The 16934-nt window shown below is 44.2% G+C and carries 20 protein-coding genes and 1 riboswitch; of the genes, 7 read left to right on the top strand and 13 right to left on the bottom strand.

Annotated features, from left to right (window positions below):
• Positions 1–16: 16 nt before the first annotated feature.
• From spoIIIAB to GXP75_RS13035, 7 genes are all read right to left on the bottom strand, one after another.
• The gene (gene spoIIIAB / locus GXP75_RS13065) at positions 17–532 is read right to left on the bottom strand and encodes a stage III sporulation protein SpoIIIAB (RefSeq protein WP_242556982.1); all 516 of its coding nucleotides are present in this window, start codon (positions 530–532) and stop codon (positions 17–19) included.
• A complete protein-coding gene (gene spoIIIAA, locus GXP75_RS13060) occupies positions 526–1449 on the bottom strand; it encodes a stage III sporulation protein AA (RefSeq protein ID WP_061572843.1) in 924 nt (307 codons plus the stop codon). The genes spoIIIAB and spoIIIAA overlap by 7 nt, the downstream gene beginning before the upstream one ends.
• 78 nt (positions 1450–1527) lie before the next feature.
• Entirely contained in the window at positions 1528–1809 is a 282-nt protein-coding gene (locus GXP75_RS13055) for a YqhV family protein (RefSeq protein ID WP_003325459.1), read from the bottom strand.
• A 195-nt stretch (positions 1810–2004) separates the two neighbouring features.
• Positions 2005–2562 carry an elongation factor P gene (efp, locus tag GXP75_RS13050; RefSeq protein ID WP_003325458.1) on the bottom strand — a complete coding sequence of 186 codons (558 nt, stop codon included), beginning with the start codon at positions 2560–2562 and terminating at the stop codon, positions 2005–2007.
• A 24-nt stretch (positions 2563–2586) separates the two neighbouring features.
• Positions 2587–3648, bottom strand: a complete 1062-nt coding sequence (locus tag GXP75_RS13045; RefSeq protein ID WP_150223190.1) for a M24 family metallopeptidase — start codon at positions 3646–3648, stop codon at positions 2587–2589.
• A gap of 3 nt (positions 3649–3651) precedes the next feature.
• The gene (gene aroQ / locus GXP75_RS13040) at positions 3652–4092 is read right to left on the bottom strand and encodes a type II 3-dehydroquinate dehydratase (protein WP_003325456.1); all 441 of its coding nucleotides are present in this window, start codon (positions 4090–4092) and stop codon (positions 3652–3654) included.
• A gap of 87 nt (positions 4093–4179) precedes the next feature.
• The gene (locus tag GXP75_RS13035) at positions 4180–4707 is read right to left on the bottom strand and encodes a YqhR family membrane protein (RefSeq protein WP_242556981.1); all 528 of its coding nucleotides are present in this window, start codon (positions 4705–4707) and stop codon (positions 4180–4182) included.
• A 230-nt stretch (positions 4708–4937) separates the two neighbouring features.
• Here GXP75_RS13035 and GXP75_RS13030 point away from each other — a divergent pair, with 230 nt between their 5' ends.
• Positions 4938–5894 (top strand): DUF1385 domain-containing protein, encoded by a 957-nt coding sequence (locus GXP75_RS13030; protein ID WP_242556980.1) that lies wholly within the window; start codon positions 4938–4940, stop codon positions 5892–5894.
• 38 nt (positions 5895–5932) lie between these two features.
• Positions 5933–6328: an SA1362 family protein gene (locus tag GXP75_RS13025; RefSeq protein WP_010789190.1), complete on the top strand. Its 396-nt coding sequence runs from the start codon at positions 5933–5935 to the stop codon at positions 6326–6328.
• Here GXP75_RS13025 and GXP75_RS13020 read toward each other — a convergent pair.
• The 3 genes from GXP75_RS13020 to GXP75_RS13010 form a co-directional block, all read right to left on the bottom strand.
• Entirely contained in the window at positions 6325–7200 is an 876-nt protein-coding gene (locus tag GXP75_RS13020) for a patatin-like phospholipase family protein (protein ID WP_061572838.1), read from the bottom strand. The two genes, GXP75_RS13025 and GXP75_RS13020, sit on opposite strands and share 4 nt — an antisense overlap.
• Positions 7201–7322: 122 nt before the next feature.
• On the bottom strand, positions 7323–7751 hold the full coding sequence (mntR, locus tag GXP75_RS13015; protein ID WP_242556979.1) for a transcriptional regulator MntR: 429 nt from the start codon (positions 7749–7751) through the stop codon (positions 7323–7325).
• 100 nt (positions 7752–7851) lie between these two features.
• Entirely contained in the window at positions 7852–8688 is an 837-nt protein-coding gene (locus tag GXP75_RS13010; RefSeq protein ID WP_242556978.1) for a lipoate--protein ligase family protein, read from the bottom strand.
• Between the two features lie 190 nt (positions 8689–8878).
• Here GXP75_RS13010 and GXP75_RS13005 point away from each other — a divergent pair, with 190 nt between their 5' ends.
• Entirely contained in the window at positions 8879–9259 is a 381-nt protein-coding gene (locus GXP75_RS13005; protein WP_003325448.1) for a rhodanese-like domain-containing protein, read from the top strand.
• A 55-nt stretch (positions 9260–9314) separates the two neighbouring features.
• Here the strand turns inward: GXP75_RS13005 and gcvPB are convergent, their stop codons facing one another.
• Genes gcvPB through gcvT form a run of 3 tightly spaced genes read right to left on the bottom strand, consistent with a single transcriptional unit; the run spans position 9315 to position 13246 of the window.
• Positions 9315–10790, bottom strand: coding sequence for an aminomethyl-transferring glycine dehydrogenase subunit GcvPB (gcvPB, locus tag GXP75_RS13000; RefSeq protein ID WP_061572837.1), 1476 nt, complete (start codon positions 10788–10790; stop codon positions 9315–9317).
• Complete coding sequence (gene gcvPA / locus GXP75_RS12995; protein WP_242556977.1) at positions 10783–12129, bottom strand: aminomethyl-transferring glycine dehydrogenase subunit GcvPA; 1347 nt, start codon at positions 12127–12129, stop codon at positions 10783–10785. The genes gcvPB and gcvPA overlap by 8 nt, the downstream gene beginning before the upstream one ends.
• A 22-nt stretch (positions 12130–12151) precedes the next feature.
• Positions 12152–13246: a glycine cleavage system aminomethyltransferase GcvT gene (gene gcvT, locus GXP75_RS12990; protein WP_242556976.1), complete on the bottom strand. Its 1095-nt coding sequence runs from the start codon at positions 13244–13246 to the stop codon at positions 12152–12154.
• A 185-nt stretch (positions 13247–13431) separates the two neighbouring features.
• Positions 13432–13532: riboswitch (glycine riboswitch) on the bottom strand.
• Positions 13533–13706: 174 nt separating this feature from the next.
• Between gcvT and GXP75_RS12985 the strand changes: the two genes are divergently transcribed.
• The 4 genes from GXP75_RS12985 (at position 13707) to sinR (ending at position 16924) form a co-directional block, all read left to right on the top strand.
• A complete protein-coding gene (locus tag GXP75_RS12985; RefSeq protein WP_242556975.1) occupies positions 13707–15377 on the top strand; it encodes a DEAD/DEAH box helicase in 1671 nt (556 codons plus the stop codon).
• Between the two features lie 20 nt (positions 15378–15397).
• Positions 15398–16192: a YqhG family protein gene (locus tag GXP75_RS12980; protein ID WP_242556974.1), complete on the top strand. Its 795-nt coding sequence runs from the start codon at positions 15398–15400 to the stop codon at positions 16190–16192.
• Between the two features lie 189 nt (positions 16193–16381).
• Positions 16382–16555: an anti-repressor SinI gene (sinI, locus tag GXP75_RS12975; RefSeq protein ID WP_242556973.1), complete on the top strand. Its 174-nt coding sequence runs from the start codon at positions 16382–16384 to the stop codon at positions 16553–16555.
• Between the two features lie 33 nt (positions 16556–16588).
• On the top strand, positions 16589–16924 hold the full coding sequence (gene sinR / locus GXP75_RS12970; RefSeq protein WP_003153104.1) for a transcriptional regulator SinR: 336 nt from the start codon (positions 16589–16591) through the stop codon (positions 16922–16924).
• Positions 16925–16934 lie beyond the last annotated feature (10 nt).

The following is a 16934-nucleotide window of genomic DNA, read 5'->3' as shown; positions in this document are numbered from 1 at the left end:
TTTGCTCCCCTCATGTTTACATCAATAGAAGAATGAGTAATAATCCGGCTAAAAATCCTAAGCTTTTCAGCATTTTTTCATTTTTCGCTTGCGCCCGTTCGGCGTCTGTTTCTGCCGCTTCCAAGTGGTTGAGCGCCAGCTTGATATGCTTTTGCTGGGAGACTCTGTCGTGGAGCCCGAGCGTCTCCCCAAATTGCTTCAGGACATCATATTCGCTTTTTTTCATAGACATGGTGTTCCAGACTTTCTTTAAACTTTGCTCCCAAGCGGTTTTTGCTGAATCACTTCCTCTATCCAGCTGTTTGCTGAAGGATTCGAATAAACATGAAACAGGCTTGGCAAGCTGCTTTGCGATTTGCTGTGAGGCTGTATGAAGCGGTGTGTGCCCGTACATGATTTCAGCCTCGAGTGATTGCAGGGCTGCCCGGAGCTGGCGGATTTGCCGCGGTCTTTCCGTATAAATCTTCGCTGCTTCAAAACCTGTCCATGTCGTCGCCGCCAGTATCAAAACAGCACCTAACAGCTTCAGCATGACTTTACACCCCTGCTTGGCGAAAGCGCCTTTCCGTCTCTGTCGTACATCTGGTTTACCGTGCCGGGCCCCTTGCGCCTTGATAGTTCAACATAACGGTCGAACGCCTTTTCCTCCCATAACAGCTTTAGCGACGGCCTTTTCATTAAGTCTGATATTGTCCAGCCATGCGCGGACACGATAACGGAAACACCGGCATGCAGCGCTTCCAAGATGGCCTCTGAATCTTCCATTCTGCCGATTTCATCAACAATGATAACCTCGGGACTCATCGAACGAATCATCATCATAAGTCCTTCCGCTTTCGGACACGCGTCCAATACATCGATTCGCTGACCGAATTGATGCTGGGGTATGCCGCGCAGACAGCCGGCAATTTCTGAACGTTCATCAACAATGCCGGTTTTTTTTGCCGGAATTTTATTTATGCCGGTGCTTGAAAGCCTGGCAAGATCCCGCAGAAGCGTCGTTTTTCCTGTTTGCGGGGGACCGATGATCAGCGTGTTCAGCCAATTCTCTTTAAAAAGAAACGGCACTAATTCATTCGCGATATGAAGCTTTTGCCGGGCAATCCGTATGTTAAAGGACGCGATGTCACGAAGCCCCTTTACACTGCCGTTTTCTACGATAACTCTTCCTGCCAGTCCGACTCTGTGGCCGCCTCTGATGGTTACATATCCTTTCTTAAGCTCTTCTTCCAGCGTATACATGCTGTAATTGCTCAGCCGGCTTAAGATAAGATGCGCGTCTTCTGCGGTGCATATATAGGACAGAAAAAGAGGTTGTCCGCTTCTGATCAGTTCTACTGGACGTTCTGTCCGGATTCTGATTTCCTCTATTTGCAGCCGTTCATGTTCCGGAATGCCGGAAAGGGCATTTCTCATAGATTCAGGGAGAACCTCTGCAATTTCATTCAAAAGAGCCTCCTCCTTTTTCACCGATTGGCTTCTTTAAAAATGTATGACAAGAGGCAGACTTTATGACAAGTCCTCATGCTATTTATGGACACCAGCCAAAATGAACACAACGCCGATAAAGATAAAAATCAGCTTGGCATACGAAAGCTGCCCCGCAATTTGGTAGATCCCGACGGTCATTGTAATGATAAAGATTAATGGCCCGACAATCGCCAGGATACTGTTGACCACAACCGCCTTTCTGACATCGTTTGTCACCAGCATCACAATGGCCGCCGTCAGTTCAATTAATGAAGATAAAACTCTTAAACCAGCCATTGTTAAAACAGTAGAATTGATTTGACCAAGAAAGAATCTCATAGCAATCTCTTAACCTCCCGCTTTTTTTATACTATATGCTCTATCTCAAGGAAGTAGTCTTGGTATCTTCGTATAAAAGAAAGATTCGGTTTTGCGCATAAAAAAAGCCGGTTCCTTAAAGGGAGCCGGTCTTAAAGAGTTCTTTATGACAAAAAAGCCTGCCCCTTAATCAGGAGCAGGCTTTCTGCTTTCGTCCTACGCTCTTGACACGTAAGATCCGTCTGTTGTGTTGACAACAAGCGTATCGCCTTCGTTCACAAAGAACGGTACGTTTACAACAAGTCCTGTCTCTGTTTTGGCAGGCTTTGTTCCGCCTGAAGCTGTATCGCCCTTAATTCCGGGTTCTGTTTCCACAACTTTCAGCTCAACCGTGTTCGGAAGCTCAATTCCGAGTGTTTCAGTTTCATACATCATGATATGTACAGACATGTTTTCGAGTAAATATTTTAATTCATATTCAATTTGAGAAGCGCTCAGCTCAAGCTGTTCGTATGAACTTGTGTCCATAAATACGTGCTGGTCTCCATTTGCGTATAAGTATTGCATTGTTTTCGTTTCAATTTGCGCCTTGGCTACTTTTTCACCTGCGCGGAATGTTTTTTCCTGAATAGCGCCGGTACGCAGGTTGCGCAGTTTAGAACGGACAAATGCCGCGCCTTTTCCCGGTTTCACGTGCTGGAAATCAACGACGCGCCAAATGCCGCCGTCCACTTCGATTGTTAATCCTGTACGAAAATCGTTAACTGAAATCATGTTCAAGTCCTCCTATATATCCAATCACAAAATAATTAATTCTTTAGGGGAATGGGTGATCGTCCGGCATCCGTTCTCTGTAATGACAATGTCATCTTCGATTCTGACGCCGCCCGTTTCCGGTATGTAAATGCCCGGCTCAACCGTGACAATCATGCCCGGCTCAAGAACAGCCGAAGACCTTGCAGATAAACCCGGTGACTCGTGAACCTCCATGCCGAGCCCATGCCCTGTCGAATGGCCAAAATACTGGCCGTAGCCTTTTGCAGTAATATGATCCCTCGTCAATGCATCTGCCTCTTTGCCCGTCATGCCCGGCTTGATGTGCTGAACGCCAAGCGCCTGGGCGTCGAATACAATCTGGTAGATGTCTTTCAGTTTATCGCTCGGCTCGCCTACCGCAATGGTGCGTGTAATATCAGAACAGTATCCTTTATAATAAGCGCCGAAATCAAGCGTGACAAAATCTCCGCTTTCGATCAATTTTTCACTCGCCACTCCGTGAGGAAGGCTTGACCGAAGGCCCGACGCGACAATCATATCAAAAGAAGAGCTGTCAGCCCCCTGGCTTCTCATAAAGAATTCAAGCTCATTGGCAACAGATATTTCGGATATGCCGGGTTTGATAAACGTTAAGATATGATGAAAAGCATCATCTGCAATCTTCGCAGCTTCCTCTAATATCTTAATCTCTTCATCAGACTTAATCAAGCGCAACTTTTCCACCGATTCTGCAACCGGCACTAATTCCGCGCCGTTCACAACTGCATGGTATGACGCGTATGTGCCGTACGTCATGCTGTTTTGTTCAAAACCTAGCTTTCCAATGCCAAAATCATTAATCGTATCAGCAGCAGTCTGAATCAAACTTCCGCCGTGTTCAATGATTTCAAATCCCTTTACTTGGGCTTTAGCCTGTTCCGTATACCGAAAATCGGTAATAAACGCCGCGCGTTCTTCCGATATGACGGCTAGCCCGGCTGATCCCGTAAAGCCCGTCATATACTGTAAATTCGTTCCGCTGGTTATAAGCAGTCCGTCAATCCCCAGCTGTTTGAAAAGATTGCGTAATTTCTCCAGTTTCATATCTCATTCTCCCCCTTGCTGATTCAATAGATAACGAACGGCAAGCTTATAGCCTTCAAATCCAAGGCCGATAATCCGTCCTTTCACTGCAGGAGCGATAACTGATTGATGTCTGAATTCCTCTCTGGCGTATAAATTAGATAAGTGCACCTCAATAACAGGAAGGCTGATGCTCGAAACAGCATCTCTGATCGCGTAGCTGTAATGGCTGAGAGCACCCGGATTCAGCACTATACCGTCATATTGGCCTTCTGCTTCGTGAATGGCATCAATCAAATCACCTTCATGATTCGATTGAAAAAACGTAAGCTGAATCTGAACAGCTTCAGCAAATTGAAACAGACCCGTCTCCAAATCCGTTAATGTGTCATTTCCGAATACAGCCGGCTCGCGTTTTCCCAGCCGATTCACATTCGGCCCGTTCAATATTAAATAATGAGCCACATGTACCTCTCCTTCCGTTATGTTCTAAAATCGATGAAAATGTTCACTTCTCGTGAACATTTTACCATACCGGAAAGGGATTATACACTATTCTCTCGGTGAGCCGAGCGCACGCGACAGCTTATCGGAATTCAGTTCATTGTACTCAAACGAAATAGAATATCCGACAAACATGCCGTAAAGCAAATACAGACAAAACGTAGTCACCACCGTATCCGACTTCAGCTCGGTTACACCGCGGACATCGGGAAAAATCGGATTAAAAACGAAAAAAACAAGCAGCCACAAAAGCGCCCCATAAATTAAACCAGGCCACATCGTTTTAAAACGTTTAAAGCAAACAAAATAAAGAAACGCCGCGCCGATTGATATCACGCCAATCAAAATAATGCTGATCCATGTGCCTAAAGCCTGCTTCTTCCATTCCCCAAGCACAAACGGCTGCAGCAGCATATTGGGACTGATTTCCGAAAAATGAAACAGATAAAAAAGATAACCGACTAAACTCCATAAAATTCCGCCTGTAAAACCTGTTCCGATAATCCGCCCGGTGATGGAAACAGGAAGGTCCTGCTGATTTTGCTCTGCTTCTTCATGATGTTCTGTTTTCGTCATAACGGCACCTCCACTTACAGTGTGCCCCAAAAATAAAATGTCAATTAAAAAAGCTTACACATTTTAAAATGAAAGAGTAAATCGTCTGATTTTGGGTATACTGTCTGTAGAATTAGCTTTTCGCTATGACAAATTTTAAGCTTGTCAATCTAGAGGTTTACAGCTGTTTCCTGTACAATAGAGTGAAAGGAAATGGTTAGTAATCCTAAAGAAATAGGCAGGTTGATGATATGTCACAACAAAAGAATCCCCCCGCATATGGAGGGCAGGCAGTTGTAGAAGGCGTGATGTTTGGCGGAAAACGAAATTACGTAACAGCCATCAGAAGAAATGACGGAAGCATTGATTTTTTTAAGCTTCCCAGAAAAGCCGATACAAAGCTCGCTGCGTTTAAAAAGATTCCTTTTTTAAGAGGCATCTTGGCTATTATCGAAGCCAGCGCAAACGGAACGAAACATTTGAATTTTTCAAGTGAACGCTATGAGCTTGACCCTGCTGATGATGAAACACTCGGGAAAGAAGAAAAAAAGGGTTCAGGATTGTCTATGTTTTTCAGCATGGCGGCAATCGGTGTCTTATCGTTCTTGTTTAGCAAATTTGTATTTACATTGGTTCCTGTATTCTTGGCTGAACTGACCAGGCCGGTATTTTCATCGGACACAGCGCAGATTGCAGTTGAAAGCCTGTTTAAACTCATTCTGCTGCTAAGCTACATTTACTTTTTGTCCATGACGCCGCTGATTAAAAGAGTTTTTCAATATCATGGAGCAGAACATAAGGTCATAAACTGTTATGAACAGAATTTGCCAATTACAGTTGAAAATGTCCAGAAACAGTCCCGGCTCCATTATCGCTGCGGCTCAAGCTTTATCTTATTTACAATTATTGTCGGCATGTTTGTATACTTACTTGTTCCGACAGATCCGCTTTGGGTGCGTATTTTAGACCGAGTGGCGCTAATTCCCGTCGTACTGGGCATATCCTTTGAAGTACTGCAGCTGACTAACAAAGTACGGCATATTCCCGGACTGAAGGTTCTCGGTTATCCCGGCCTTTGGCTTCAGCTTTTAACCACGAAAGAACCTAAGGATGACCAGGTCGAAGTTGCGATAGAAAGCTTCAACGAGCTTCTTAGAATGGAAGAGATCTCTGCTGAAAACCAGCAGCTTTCTCACGTAGTCATTTAAATCCGTTACCCTGCTATTATTTTCGGAGGTGGACAGTTATGAATCATCGTGTACAACCTATTATTGCTGTAATCATTGCGCTGGGCGCTTTTGGTTTCCTCTATGCTTTGGTAACCAATCCCGGAGAAATGGTAAAAATGGCGATCACCGTCATCCTTGCGGGTATCATTATTTATTTTATTGTCCGATATGTAATGAATCGAAGTGCGGGACGAGAAGGAGCTTCCTTCAAAAAAGCGGCCAAACAATCGCGGCGCCGATTTAAGGACCAAAAAGCAAAACATCGCGCAGGCCATAAGAACCGAGTGAGCCATTTACGAAGTGTTCCAAGCGACAGCAAACCAAAGCCGATGATTCTCAAGAAAAAAAGCCAGACTCAGCTCACCGTCATAGAAGGGAAAAAAAATAAAAAGAAAAACAGAGCCCTTTTTTAATAGGTCCACTGCTTTAAAAACAGCTCTGTCCGACTTTTTCCTAGCTCAATCAGGGCTAGTTTTTTTTGTGGGGTCAAATGGAAATCCGTCGCCATTACATGATCAACCGGGAGAAAAATGATATTTTGTTCATACCGGGTGGCAATATGCCTTGCATCATGTGCGTCTTTCATTGTTTCAAACAAAGCGCCGAACAGCTCAAAGGCGTTCCGGATTGATTTTTTCGGCCGTTCCTTTTCATGGGGCGCGAGCGTAACCCCAATGACAGGACGCTTTCGCTCTTTGGAAAACAGCCAGATGGGAAAATTGCTTAAAACGCCTCCGTCAACGACAGTGCTTGTGCCGCTGTCGCATTTTAATTTAATCGGTTCAAAAAAATATGGGATGCTGCAGCTCATTCGCACTGCCCTTGCAACCGGAAACAGCTCTGGGTTTAGGCCGTAGCGGCCAAGGTCATCTGGAAGCACAATCATTGTTCCGTTTGTCAAATCAGATGCGATCAAACGCAGCGAGCCTTTCTTCAGATCCCCGAACACTCTGATGCCTTTCGCTCTCAGCTGATCTGCAATCCATTTTTCTAACGTATCTCCTTTATATAAACCAAGCCGCCAATAGATTGACACCCATTGCAGCATTTTTAAAGGCAAAAATGAATACCTTTGATCTAATAATTGCTCTCCGTCTACCTCATTAATCAGAGCATTAATTTCCTTACTTGTATAACCGGAAGCGATGAAAGCAGCAATAATGGCGCCAGCGCTTGTACCGGCAAGCCTTTCAAATCGAAAGCCTTTTTCCTCAAGCGCTTCATAAGCACCGGCCAGCGCTACACCTTTTATTCCCCCGCCTGAAAACACGCCGTCAATGTACATCTCTGCCCTCTCCCTCCATCCCAAGGTCTATTACTATTTTAAGAAGAATCTTGAAAAAATAGACCAAAGAATGGATTGAGGCGCCCACATAAAAAAGGCAGCCCCTTAGCGGGACCGCCCTTTTACTGATTATGATTCTCTGTTTTCTTTTGTACGGATTTCAGTTCTTTTTTACGGACATCATCTTCTTCAAAATATTGAACAAGGTCGCCGATACGATCAATGCTGTTCCAGCTTAAATGATGTTCAATGCCTTCAACATCGTTATATATTTTCTCTTCATCAACACCAATGATTCTTAAAAATTGCTCAAGCAATTCATGTCTGTATACTAGCCGTTTGCCTATTTTTTTCCCTTTAGACGTTAACACGAGACCTCGATATTTTTCATAAATTAAATACTCGTCTTTATCTAGTTTTTGAACCATTTTCGTTACAGAGGAGGGGTGGACTGCCAATGCTTCCGCGATATCAGAAACTCTTGCATATCCTTTTTCTTCAATCAGCATATAGATCTGTTCAATATAATCTTCCATACTTGGTGTTGTCATCAAAACCCTCCCAAAAAGCACCTTAGCTTAATAAATCATTACAAGTTTACACTAATGAACTTGAAAAAACAAGGATGCCCGGGCTTATTCAAGTGTCTTTTTACCGCTTGTAGTTCCACTGATCTGATGCATATTTCGTTTCCGCCAATTCTTTGACAAACTCAAGCTCTTTTTCAGACAGCTCATACGGCTCCAGATGAATATCAAGGCCCGTTTCAAATCCGGCCTTAAAGGCTTTACGTGCGTCATCCATTGTCACTGGATTTGACGCTAATTCATTAATCGCCACTGCTTTATTTTTAAAATTCCGCTGCATCCGCTCTCTGACCCTGTCATTCGGATACAAAAACAGATCAAACAGCTTATCTTCATCCAGATCAAGCAAAATGGAGCCGTGCTGAAGAATGACTCCTTTTTGCCTTGTTTGCGCGCTGCCGGCCACCTTACGTCCCTCAACGACAAGCTCATACCAAGACGGCGCGTCAAAGCAGACGGATGAACGCGGATTTTTTAAGCTTTCTTTTTCTTTTTCCGTTCTCGGAATGGCAAAGTACGCATCAAGCCCTAGATTTCTGAAACCTTGGAGAATTCCTTCTGAAATCACCCGATAGGCCTCAGTTACTGTTGCCGGCATTTCAGGATGATCTTCTGACACGATGACGCTGTATGTCAATTCCTTATCATGCAGCACCCCTCTGCCGCCGGTCGGTCGTCTGACAAACCCAAGGTTATATTTATGTACCGCTTCAAAATTAATTTCCTTTTTAATATTTTGAAAATAGCCGACAGAAAGCGTCGCCGGATTCCAGCCGTAAAAACGAATCACCGGAGGAATTTTTTTTTCGCTGTGCCAATATAAAAGCGCTTCATCAAGCGCCATATTAAAGGCCGGACTTGCATTCCCTGAATCAATAAAACGCCAAGTTTCTTTTTCCATCTCTAAACCCTTCTTTACCGTTTTGATAGAATCAGTTTATCAAACCGCTGTGAAAATGAAAAATATTTCGTTTCATTAAGGATGACAATCCCCCCGTGCTTTACTATAATAGTATTTGTCGAAAACGTTCTGTTACGCCCTCTTTACATAAGATGGTTTTGATTTTATAAGCTAAAGGAGTAGAATCGCATTGTCTAACATGATTGTTCTGATTATTTTTGCTGCGTTTATCGTCTATATGGTGATTTCTTATATTTATCAGCAGCGTATTATGAAAACACTTACCGAGGAAGAGTTCCGTGCCGGTTATCGAAAAGCGCAGCTGATTGATGTCCGTGAGCCGAATGAATTTGAAGGCGGCCATATTTTAGGCGCCAGAAATATTCCACTTTCCCAGCTGAAGCAAAGAAAAAGTGAAATCCGTCCGGACAAGCCCGTCTATCTTTACTGCCAAAACAATGTCCGCAGCGGGCGTGCTGCTCAAACACTCCGCAAAAACGGCTGCAAGGAAATTTACAATTTAAAAGGCGGCTTTAAAAAATGGGGCGGAAAAATTAAATCAAAGAACTAATAAAGAAAAAGCTGTCCGCTAAACGGACAGCTTTTTTTTGTTGGGCAGCAAGTTTTTAAACGCCTATGCCCGTTTTATGTTCGTACCGAAGAACTGGCTTTCTGGCAGCCTTCGTTTCGTCCATTCTTTTCACAACCGTTGTGTGCGGCGCCTCTTGAACAACTTCCGGATGTTCTTCCGCTTCTTGGGCAATGTGGATCATCGCCTCGATAAAAGCGTCAAGCGTTTCTTTTGACTCCGTCTCAGTCGGTTCGATCATGATGCATTCCTCGACATTTAAGGGAAAATAGATTGTCGGCGGATGATAGCCGAAGTCCAGCAAACGTTTGGCAATGTCAAGCGTCCGGACGCCCAGCTTTTTCTGGCGTTTGCCAGACAAAACAAATTCATGTTTACAATGGCGGTCAAACGGCAGGTCGTAATAAGGCGCGAGCTTTCTCATCATATAATTTGCATTTAGCACAGCGTTCTCCGTCACGGCCTCTAAACCGTCAGGACCCATGGAGCGGATATATGTATACGCTCTGACATTGATGCCGAAATTTCCATAGTAAGGCTTAACCCTTCCGATGCTAAACGGACGGTCAGCATCAAAGGTGAAGCGCCCGTCTTTTTTAATCAAAACCGGCTTTGGCAAATAAGGAATCAGCTCTTTTTTGACACCGACCGGCCCTGATCCGGGACCTCCTCCGCCATGCGGGCCTGTAAAGGTTTTGTGCAAATTGAGATGGACAACATCAAATCCCATGTCTCCAGGTCTGGCCTTGCTTAAAACGGCATTTAAATTCGCACCGTCATAATAAAGCTTTCCTCCGGCTTGATGGACAATTTCCGCCATTTCCACGATTTGCTCCTCAAACAAACCGAGAGTGTTGGGATTGGTCAGCATCAGTGCAGCCGTTTCTTCATTCACCGCTCTTTTCAGATCTTCTAAGTCTACCAGCCCGTTTTCATTAGATTTTACAGTTATGGTTTCAAACCCCGCCACTGTCGCAGAAGCAGGATTTGTTCCGTGGGCGGAATCAGGAATGATAACCTTTGTCCGCTGCTTATCCCCGCGCGCTTCATGATACGCGCGGATCATCATCAATCCGGTCCATTCTCCGTGAGCCCCTGCAGCAGGCTGAAGAGTGACGGCATCCATTCCTGTAATTTCTTCCAGATGCTCACTTAAATCATATAAAAGCTCAAGTGCACCCTGCACGGTATCTTCATCCTGAAGAGGATGGATGGCAGCGAAACCGGGAATGCGGGCGATTTTTTCATTTATTTTCGGATTGTACTTCATCGTACAGGAACCGAGCGGATAAAAACCGGAGTCCACTCCGTGATTACGTCTGGAAAGCGCTGTATAATGGCGCATGATATCGAGCTCGGAAACTTCGGGAAGGTTGGGTTCCTCTTTCCTGATATAGCCGTCTGACAGCAGAGTATCCATATCTGCTTCCGGCACATCGAGTTCCGGAAGACTGTAGCCGATCCGGCCATCTCTTGAAAGCTCAAAAATAAGCGCCTGGTCTTTGTTATTCATGGCGATCCCCCAATTCCGCAACAAGTGCATCAATTTCTTCTTTCGTTCTCAGCTCAGTCACTGCGATCAGCATATGATGTGTAAGCTCCGGATATGAAAGGCCTAAATCATAGCCGCCGATGATCCCCTTATCAAGCAAGCGTTTATTCACAGCTTTAACGGGATCTTCAAGCTTGACGACAAATTCGTTGAATATCGGCCCGTCAAACACGACGGAAAGGCCGGCTCGTTTGGCCTGTTGCTTTGCGTAATTCGCTTTTTGGATGTTCTGGCGGGCGATTTCTTTTACACCGCCTTTTCCCAATGCCGTCATCGCCACAGAAGCTGCAAGCGCGTTTAATGCTTGATTCGAACAAATATTTGATGTCGCTTTATCGCGGCGAATGTGCTGTTCCCTCGCTTGAAGGGTGAGGACGAATCCTCTTTTTCCGTTTTCATCCTCAGTTTGGCCGACAAGACGGCCCGGCATCTTTCTCATTAATTTTTTAGTGACCGCAAAGAAACCGCAGTGCGGACCTCCATAAGCCGCCGGTATGCCAAACGGCTGCGCATCCCCGACCACAATATCAGCAAAAAACGCGCCTGGAGGAGTCAGAAGTCCGAGAGCAAGCGGATTGGATGATACAATAAACATGCTGTTGCCTTTATGGGCAATCGGTTCTATCTCTTTTAAAGGCTCTATTCTTCCGAAAAAATTCGGATACTGGACGACAACGGCAGCCGTTTCATCACAAACAGCTTCATTTAAGGCGTCAAGATCTGTCACGCCATTTACCGCAGGGACTTCCACCACTTCAATATACTGGCCTTTCGCGTATGTTTTCAGCACTTCTCTCGACTCCGGATGAACCGAGGCGGAAACGACGATTTTTTTCTTTTTCGTATGCCCGGAAGCGAGCATGGCTGCTTCAGCTAAAGCGGTCCCGCCGTCATACATGGAGGAATTGCTGATATCCATGCCGGTCAATTCGCAAATCATCGTCTGGAATTCGAAGATCGCTTGAAGCTCCCCTTGAGAAATCTCCGGCTGATAAGGGGTATATGCGGTATAGAATTCAGATCTTGAAATAACATGATCCACTATCACAGGCTGATAATGATCATAAACGCCTGCTCCCAAAAAAGATGCATAGGTTCCGGCATCACGGTTTTTAGCGGCGAGCTTCGTGAGCTCTTTCGTTAGCTCTGTTTCCGATTTAGCTTGTTTAATCTGATAGTCCTGTTTATATCTCACGCTGTCCGGAATGTCAGCAAACAGCTCATCTGTACTGCTCACGCCAATGGCGGCCAGCATTTCTTTTTTATCCTGTTCTGTCGCGGGCAAATAACGATGCTTCATATCATTGCTCCTTTCCGAGTGCTTATTTTTTTCGTTTATAAAATGGGGTTTTGACCACTTGTGCTTTTACGAGTTTATTCCGAATCTCCACTTCCACAATACTCCCAATCTCACTGGCTTCCCGTTTCATCAGCGCAAGGCCGACATTTTTTTTCAGAGTCGGCGACTGTGTGCCGGTTGTAACTGTTCCGACTGGTGTTCCGTTTTGCATGACAGCGTATCCGTGTCTCGGGATGCCCTTTTCGATCATTTCCAAACCGACAAGCTTTCGATCCGCGCCATTTTCTTTTTGTTCGCTCAATACTGATTTTCCGTAAAAATCAGAATCCTTTTTATGTTTTACAGCAAAACCGATTCCCGCTTCGATCGGTGTAATATCCTTAGTAAGCTCCTGCCCGTACAATGGCAGCTTCGCCTCAAATCTGAGTGTATCGCGCGCGCCCAGTCCGCACGGAATCAGTCCTTGATCCTCTCCGGCCTCTATGATTTGTTTCCACAAGCTCACCGCATCTTCATTCCTGCAATACAACTCAAAGCCGTCTTCTCCGGTATATCCGGTTCTCGAAATAAGCGCTTTGCGCCCGCCTATTTCAGCTTCGTTTAGAAATGTAAAAGGCTTAAGAGCTGATACATCACATGCAGTCAGCTTTTTCATAACAGCTTCTGCTTCAGGCCCTTGCACAGCCAAAAGAGACAGCTGATCTGAAAGGTTTTCGATATGTACATCACCTTCTGCGTGTTCCTTCAGCCAATTGGTATCTTTTTCTATATTTGAAGCATTGATGACAAGGAGATAATGGCTGTCTGCTTTTTGATAGATGAGCAGATCATCAACCGTCCCGCCATCGGGATAGCACATTGCCGTATATTGCGCGCAGCCCGGCTCAAGCTTTGACACGTCATTTGTCATCAGCTTTTGCAAAAAGGACAGACTGTCTTTTCCGGTCAATTCTACTTCTCCCATGTGGGATACATCAAACAGTCCCGCTTTTGTCCGGACAGCCTCATGCTCTTTTTTGATAGAAGAAAATTGAACAGGCAGCTCCCATCCCCCGAAATCAATCGTCTTCCCGCCGTATTCTTTATACACATCATATAAAGGTGTTCTTTTCAACATACACTTCCCCCTCTTCTCATTTGACCATAATGGGTGCGGCTAAAAACCATATAAAAAAGGACAGAGAAACACCTCATTCGAAAATGAAGGTTCTCTGTCCTGGCACCTGAAAGTTTACTTTGCGATTTAGGCAAAGACGTCCCCTTTGGTGGTTTGCATGTGTACACAAACACTCTCCAGAGTTGCGTCGAGCAAGAGTTCTTTTGCCTGAGAGATTCACTCCGCAGTTTGCTCCTTCGGCGCCTGAATCCCAAGTTTACGGTCAGGTCTCTCCCCTTGCTGTCATTCGCTCATATTTACCAATTTTTATGGACATACTAAAACAATATCTTAAGGTAAAACTCTTACCCATATCCTAACACTCACCATACATATTGGGCAATAAAAAATAATGGGTAACACTGGTATGTATTTTTATAAAAGAGAATCATGAGCCAGCAGAAAGGCGGTTGACATACAGATGGATCCAGAAATACATTATGATGCACAATGGCCTGAGGAATTCTCAGAACGTCTCAAAGCAGACGGGCCTTGGTCAAACTGGGAGCTTTACAAGCTGTCAGCAGAAATCCAGGAAAAACTTGCAATTCCTGAGTTCGAAGGCTTGCGGGCCCCTTTATACCTTCCTTCCTTTACTCCGCTTCCCCACCAGCTGGAAGTGGCGCAAAAGGTCGTCGAAAAAATGAATGGCAAAGCCATTTTAGCAGATGAAGTCGGCCTGGGAAAAACAGTGGAAGCGGGTCTGATTTTAAAAGAATATATGATTCGCGGTCTGGCCAAAAAAATTCTTATTTTGGTGCCGGCTTCACTTGTATCACAATGGGTGAAAGAGCTGCAAGAAAAATTTTTAATCCCTGCAGTTGAACAGAAAAAGAGCTACGTCTGGGAGCAATGCGACATCGTCGTTTCCTCCATCGATACGGCTAAGCGCTCGCCCCATCGTGAAATTGTGCTTTCTATTCCATATGATCTCGTTATTATTGACGAAGCACACAAACTGAAAAACAGCAAAACGAAAAACTATGAATTCGTTCGGAATCTCGTTAAAAAATATTGTCTGCTTTTGACAGCGACACCCATCCAGAACCGCATTGAAGAAATTTTCAATTTGGTGTCTTTATTAAAACCGGGCCATTTAGGTAACGAAAGCCATTTTCATGACGCTTTTTCGAAAAAGAATTCAGGCATCGACGCTCATGACCATTTAAAGAACCTGGTCAATAAAGTCATGATCCGCAACAGACGGCATGACACCGGACTGACTTGGACAAAGCGCTATGTGGAAACGGTGCCGATTACGTTCTCTCCGACAGAGCAGGCGCTATATGATGAGATCACACGGCTGAAGGAAGACAAGCAGCAGGCGGCCAGCATGTTTTCTATAATGACCCTGCAACGGGAGTGCTGTTCAAGCAGGGAAGCCGTCTACATGACGCTCAAAAAAATGCTTGATCAAAGAGAAAAACAAGCGCCCGCCATCAGTGAAGATACAATTTCGGTTCTAATGGACCGCATTAATGAAGTGACGCAAAATTCAAAAGCGATTCAGGTTGTGGACCTCATAAAAAAAATAGATGATAAGGTCATCATTTTTACGGAATACCGGGCGACACAAATTTACCTGCAATGGTTTCTCCAGCAAAATGGAATCAGTTCTGTGCCGTTTCGGGGCGGATTTAAACGCGGGAAAAAAGATTGGATGAAGGATCTTTTCCGCGGGAAAGTTCAAGTGCTGATTGCTACAGAAGCCGGCGGCGAAGGGATCAACCTGCAATTTTGCAACAATATCATTAACTATGATCTGCCTTGGAATCCGATGCGGCTTGAGCAGAGAATCGGCAGAATACACCGGCTTGGGCAGGAGCGTGACGTGCATATTTACAATATGGCGACAAAGCATACGGTTGAAGAGCATATTTTAAAGCTGCTTTATGAAAAAATTCATTTGTTTGAAAAGGTAGTCGGTGAACTTGATGATATTTTAACTAAAATTCAAGTGGACAATTTCGAAGAGCATCTGCATGATATTTTGTTTCATTCGGCAACAGATGAAGAAATCAAGATCAAAATGGAAAATTTGACGTCCTTTCTCTCGTACAGACAGCAGCCGGCTGAAAAAAGAGGATCATAGCCTGTAAGGAGGTTTTACAAGTGAAACAGCAAGAGGTTCACCAATTTTTACTTCGTTTCTTTCAAGCAAACAGCTGCCCTATCATCGATCAGGGACCGGGCCATATGACCGTGCAGCTGACAGTTGAGATGGACAAACAGATTATGAATAGGCCTTTTTACTGGCACTGGCGTGAAAAAACAGGCGGCGAACCAAACCCGATGAAAATCACCTTTATAACCGATAAGGATGCCGCTCCCGAAGACCTTGACGGAGAGTTTATTTATTTCGGCGCACCGCGTCTCTTTGAAATCTTTAAGGCAGTTAAACAAAATGGGAGATTTATCAGAATGTATGAGAAAATTGAATCAGCCGGAGTCAAAATCCCGCTCCAGCCTTGGCTTGGCTTAAATGTGATGATTTCATACCAGTCCGACATGAAAAAGGATAAGCTATTGTCACTCGGTCTTCATCTCGTCTCTGGAAAAATGGTTGAAGATTTTCAGCGCAAGCTTACAACGCATTCGCTTGCTTCACAAATATCTGATTATTGTTTTACAATGTCGCCTATGATTAAACCGGAAAGCGGGCTTAAACGCATGGAGCACTATATTACGCAAGCAGCTTTACAAGAACCTTCCGATTGGGCAGAAGCATCCGTCAAAAGGTGGAAAAATGATTTACAATTGCTTGATCAATTTTACGAAGATACTGAAGAAAAGCCTGAAGAATATCATTTGGAAAAACAGGCATTACAAACCTTGTATAAGCCTAAAATACTAGTGCACATCGAAAACGGAGGATTATTTTTTCTGCAAAATAATATTCCAAGCTAACTTTTTGACATTCGACATCGTTCTCGTTTTTTTTGGAAAAGTTATATTATAATAAAAGTATACTGGAAAATAATTCTGGCGCTTCACATGACGAAAAAAAACTTCCAGAGAGATGTAATGGCATATCAGTTATGGTCATGGCCGGACTGGCTGAAATACATAAACAAGTATTTTAGGAGGAGAAAATGCATGAAAAATGCAAAAAGAGAGTTTTTAGAATTAGATCAAGAATGGGTTGAATTAATGAAAAGAGCCAGAGAAGCAAATATCAACCCGGAGGAGATACGCAAATATTTAAATTTGCATAAAAAGTCTGCTCGTCCTGTCCCAGCCACCAGAAGTCATACCATAAATCCTTTCTGAATGTGCTATAATATCACAAGGAAGGTGATGACATTGATTGGCCAGCGTATTAAACAATACCGAAAAGAAAAAGGCTACTCACTATCAGAACTAGCTGAAAAAGCTGGGGTAGCGAAGTCTTATTTAAGCTCAATAGAACGAAATTTACAAACAAACCCCTCCATTCAATTTCTCGAAAAAGTCTCCGCTGTTCTGGACGTCTCGGTTCATACACTACTTGATGAAAAACATGAAACCGAATACGATGGTCAATTAGATAGTGAATGGGAGAAATTAGTTCGCGATGCTATGACATCCGGGGTTTCAAAAAAACAATTTCGTGAATTTTTAGATTATCAAAAATGGAGAAAAGCGCAAAAAGAGGAGTAGTGCCGCCATT

Origin of the sequence: Bacillus sp. HU-1818 (genome assembly GCF_022695965.1) — a bacterium.
GTDB classification, from domain to species: domain Bacteria; phylum Bacillota; class Bacilli; order Bacillales; family Bacillaceae; genus Bacillus; species Bacillus atrophaeus.
Note: the sequence above shows the minus strand (reverse complement) of the source record. Positions and strands in the feature narration are given on the sequence as shown.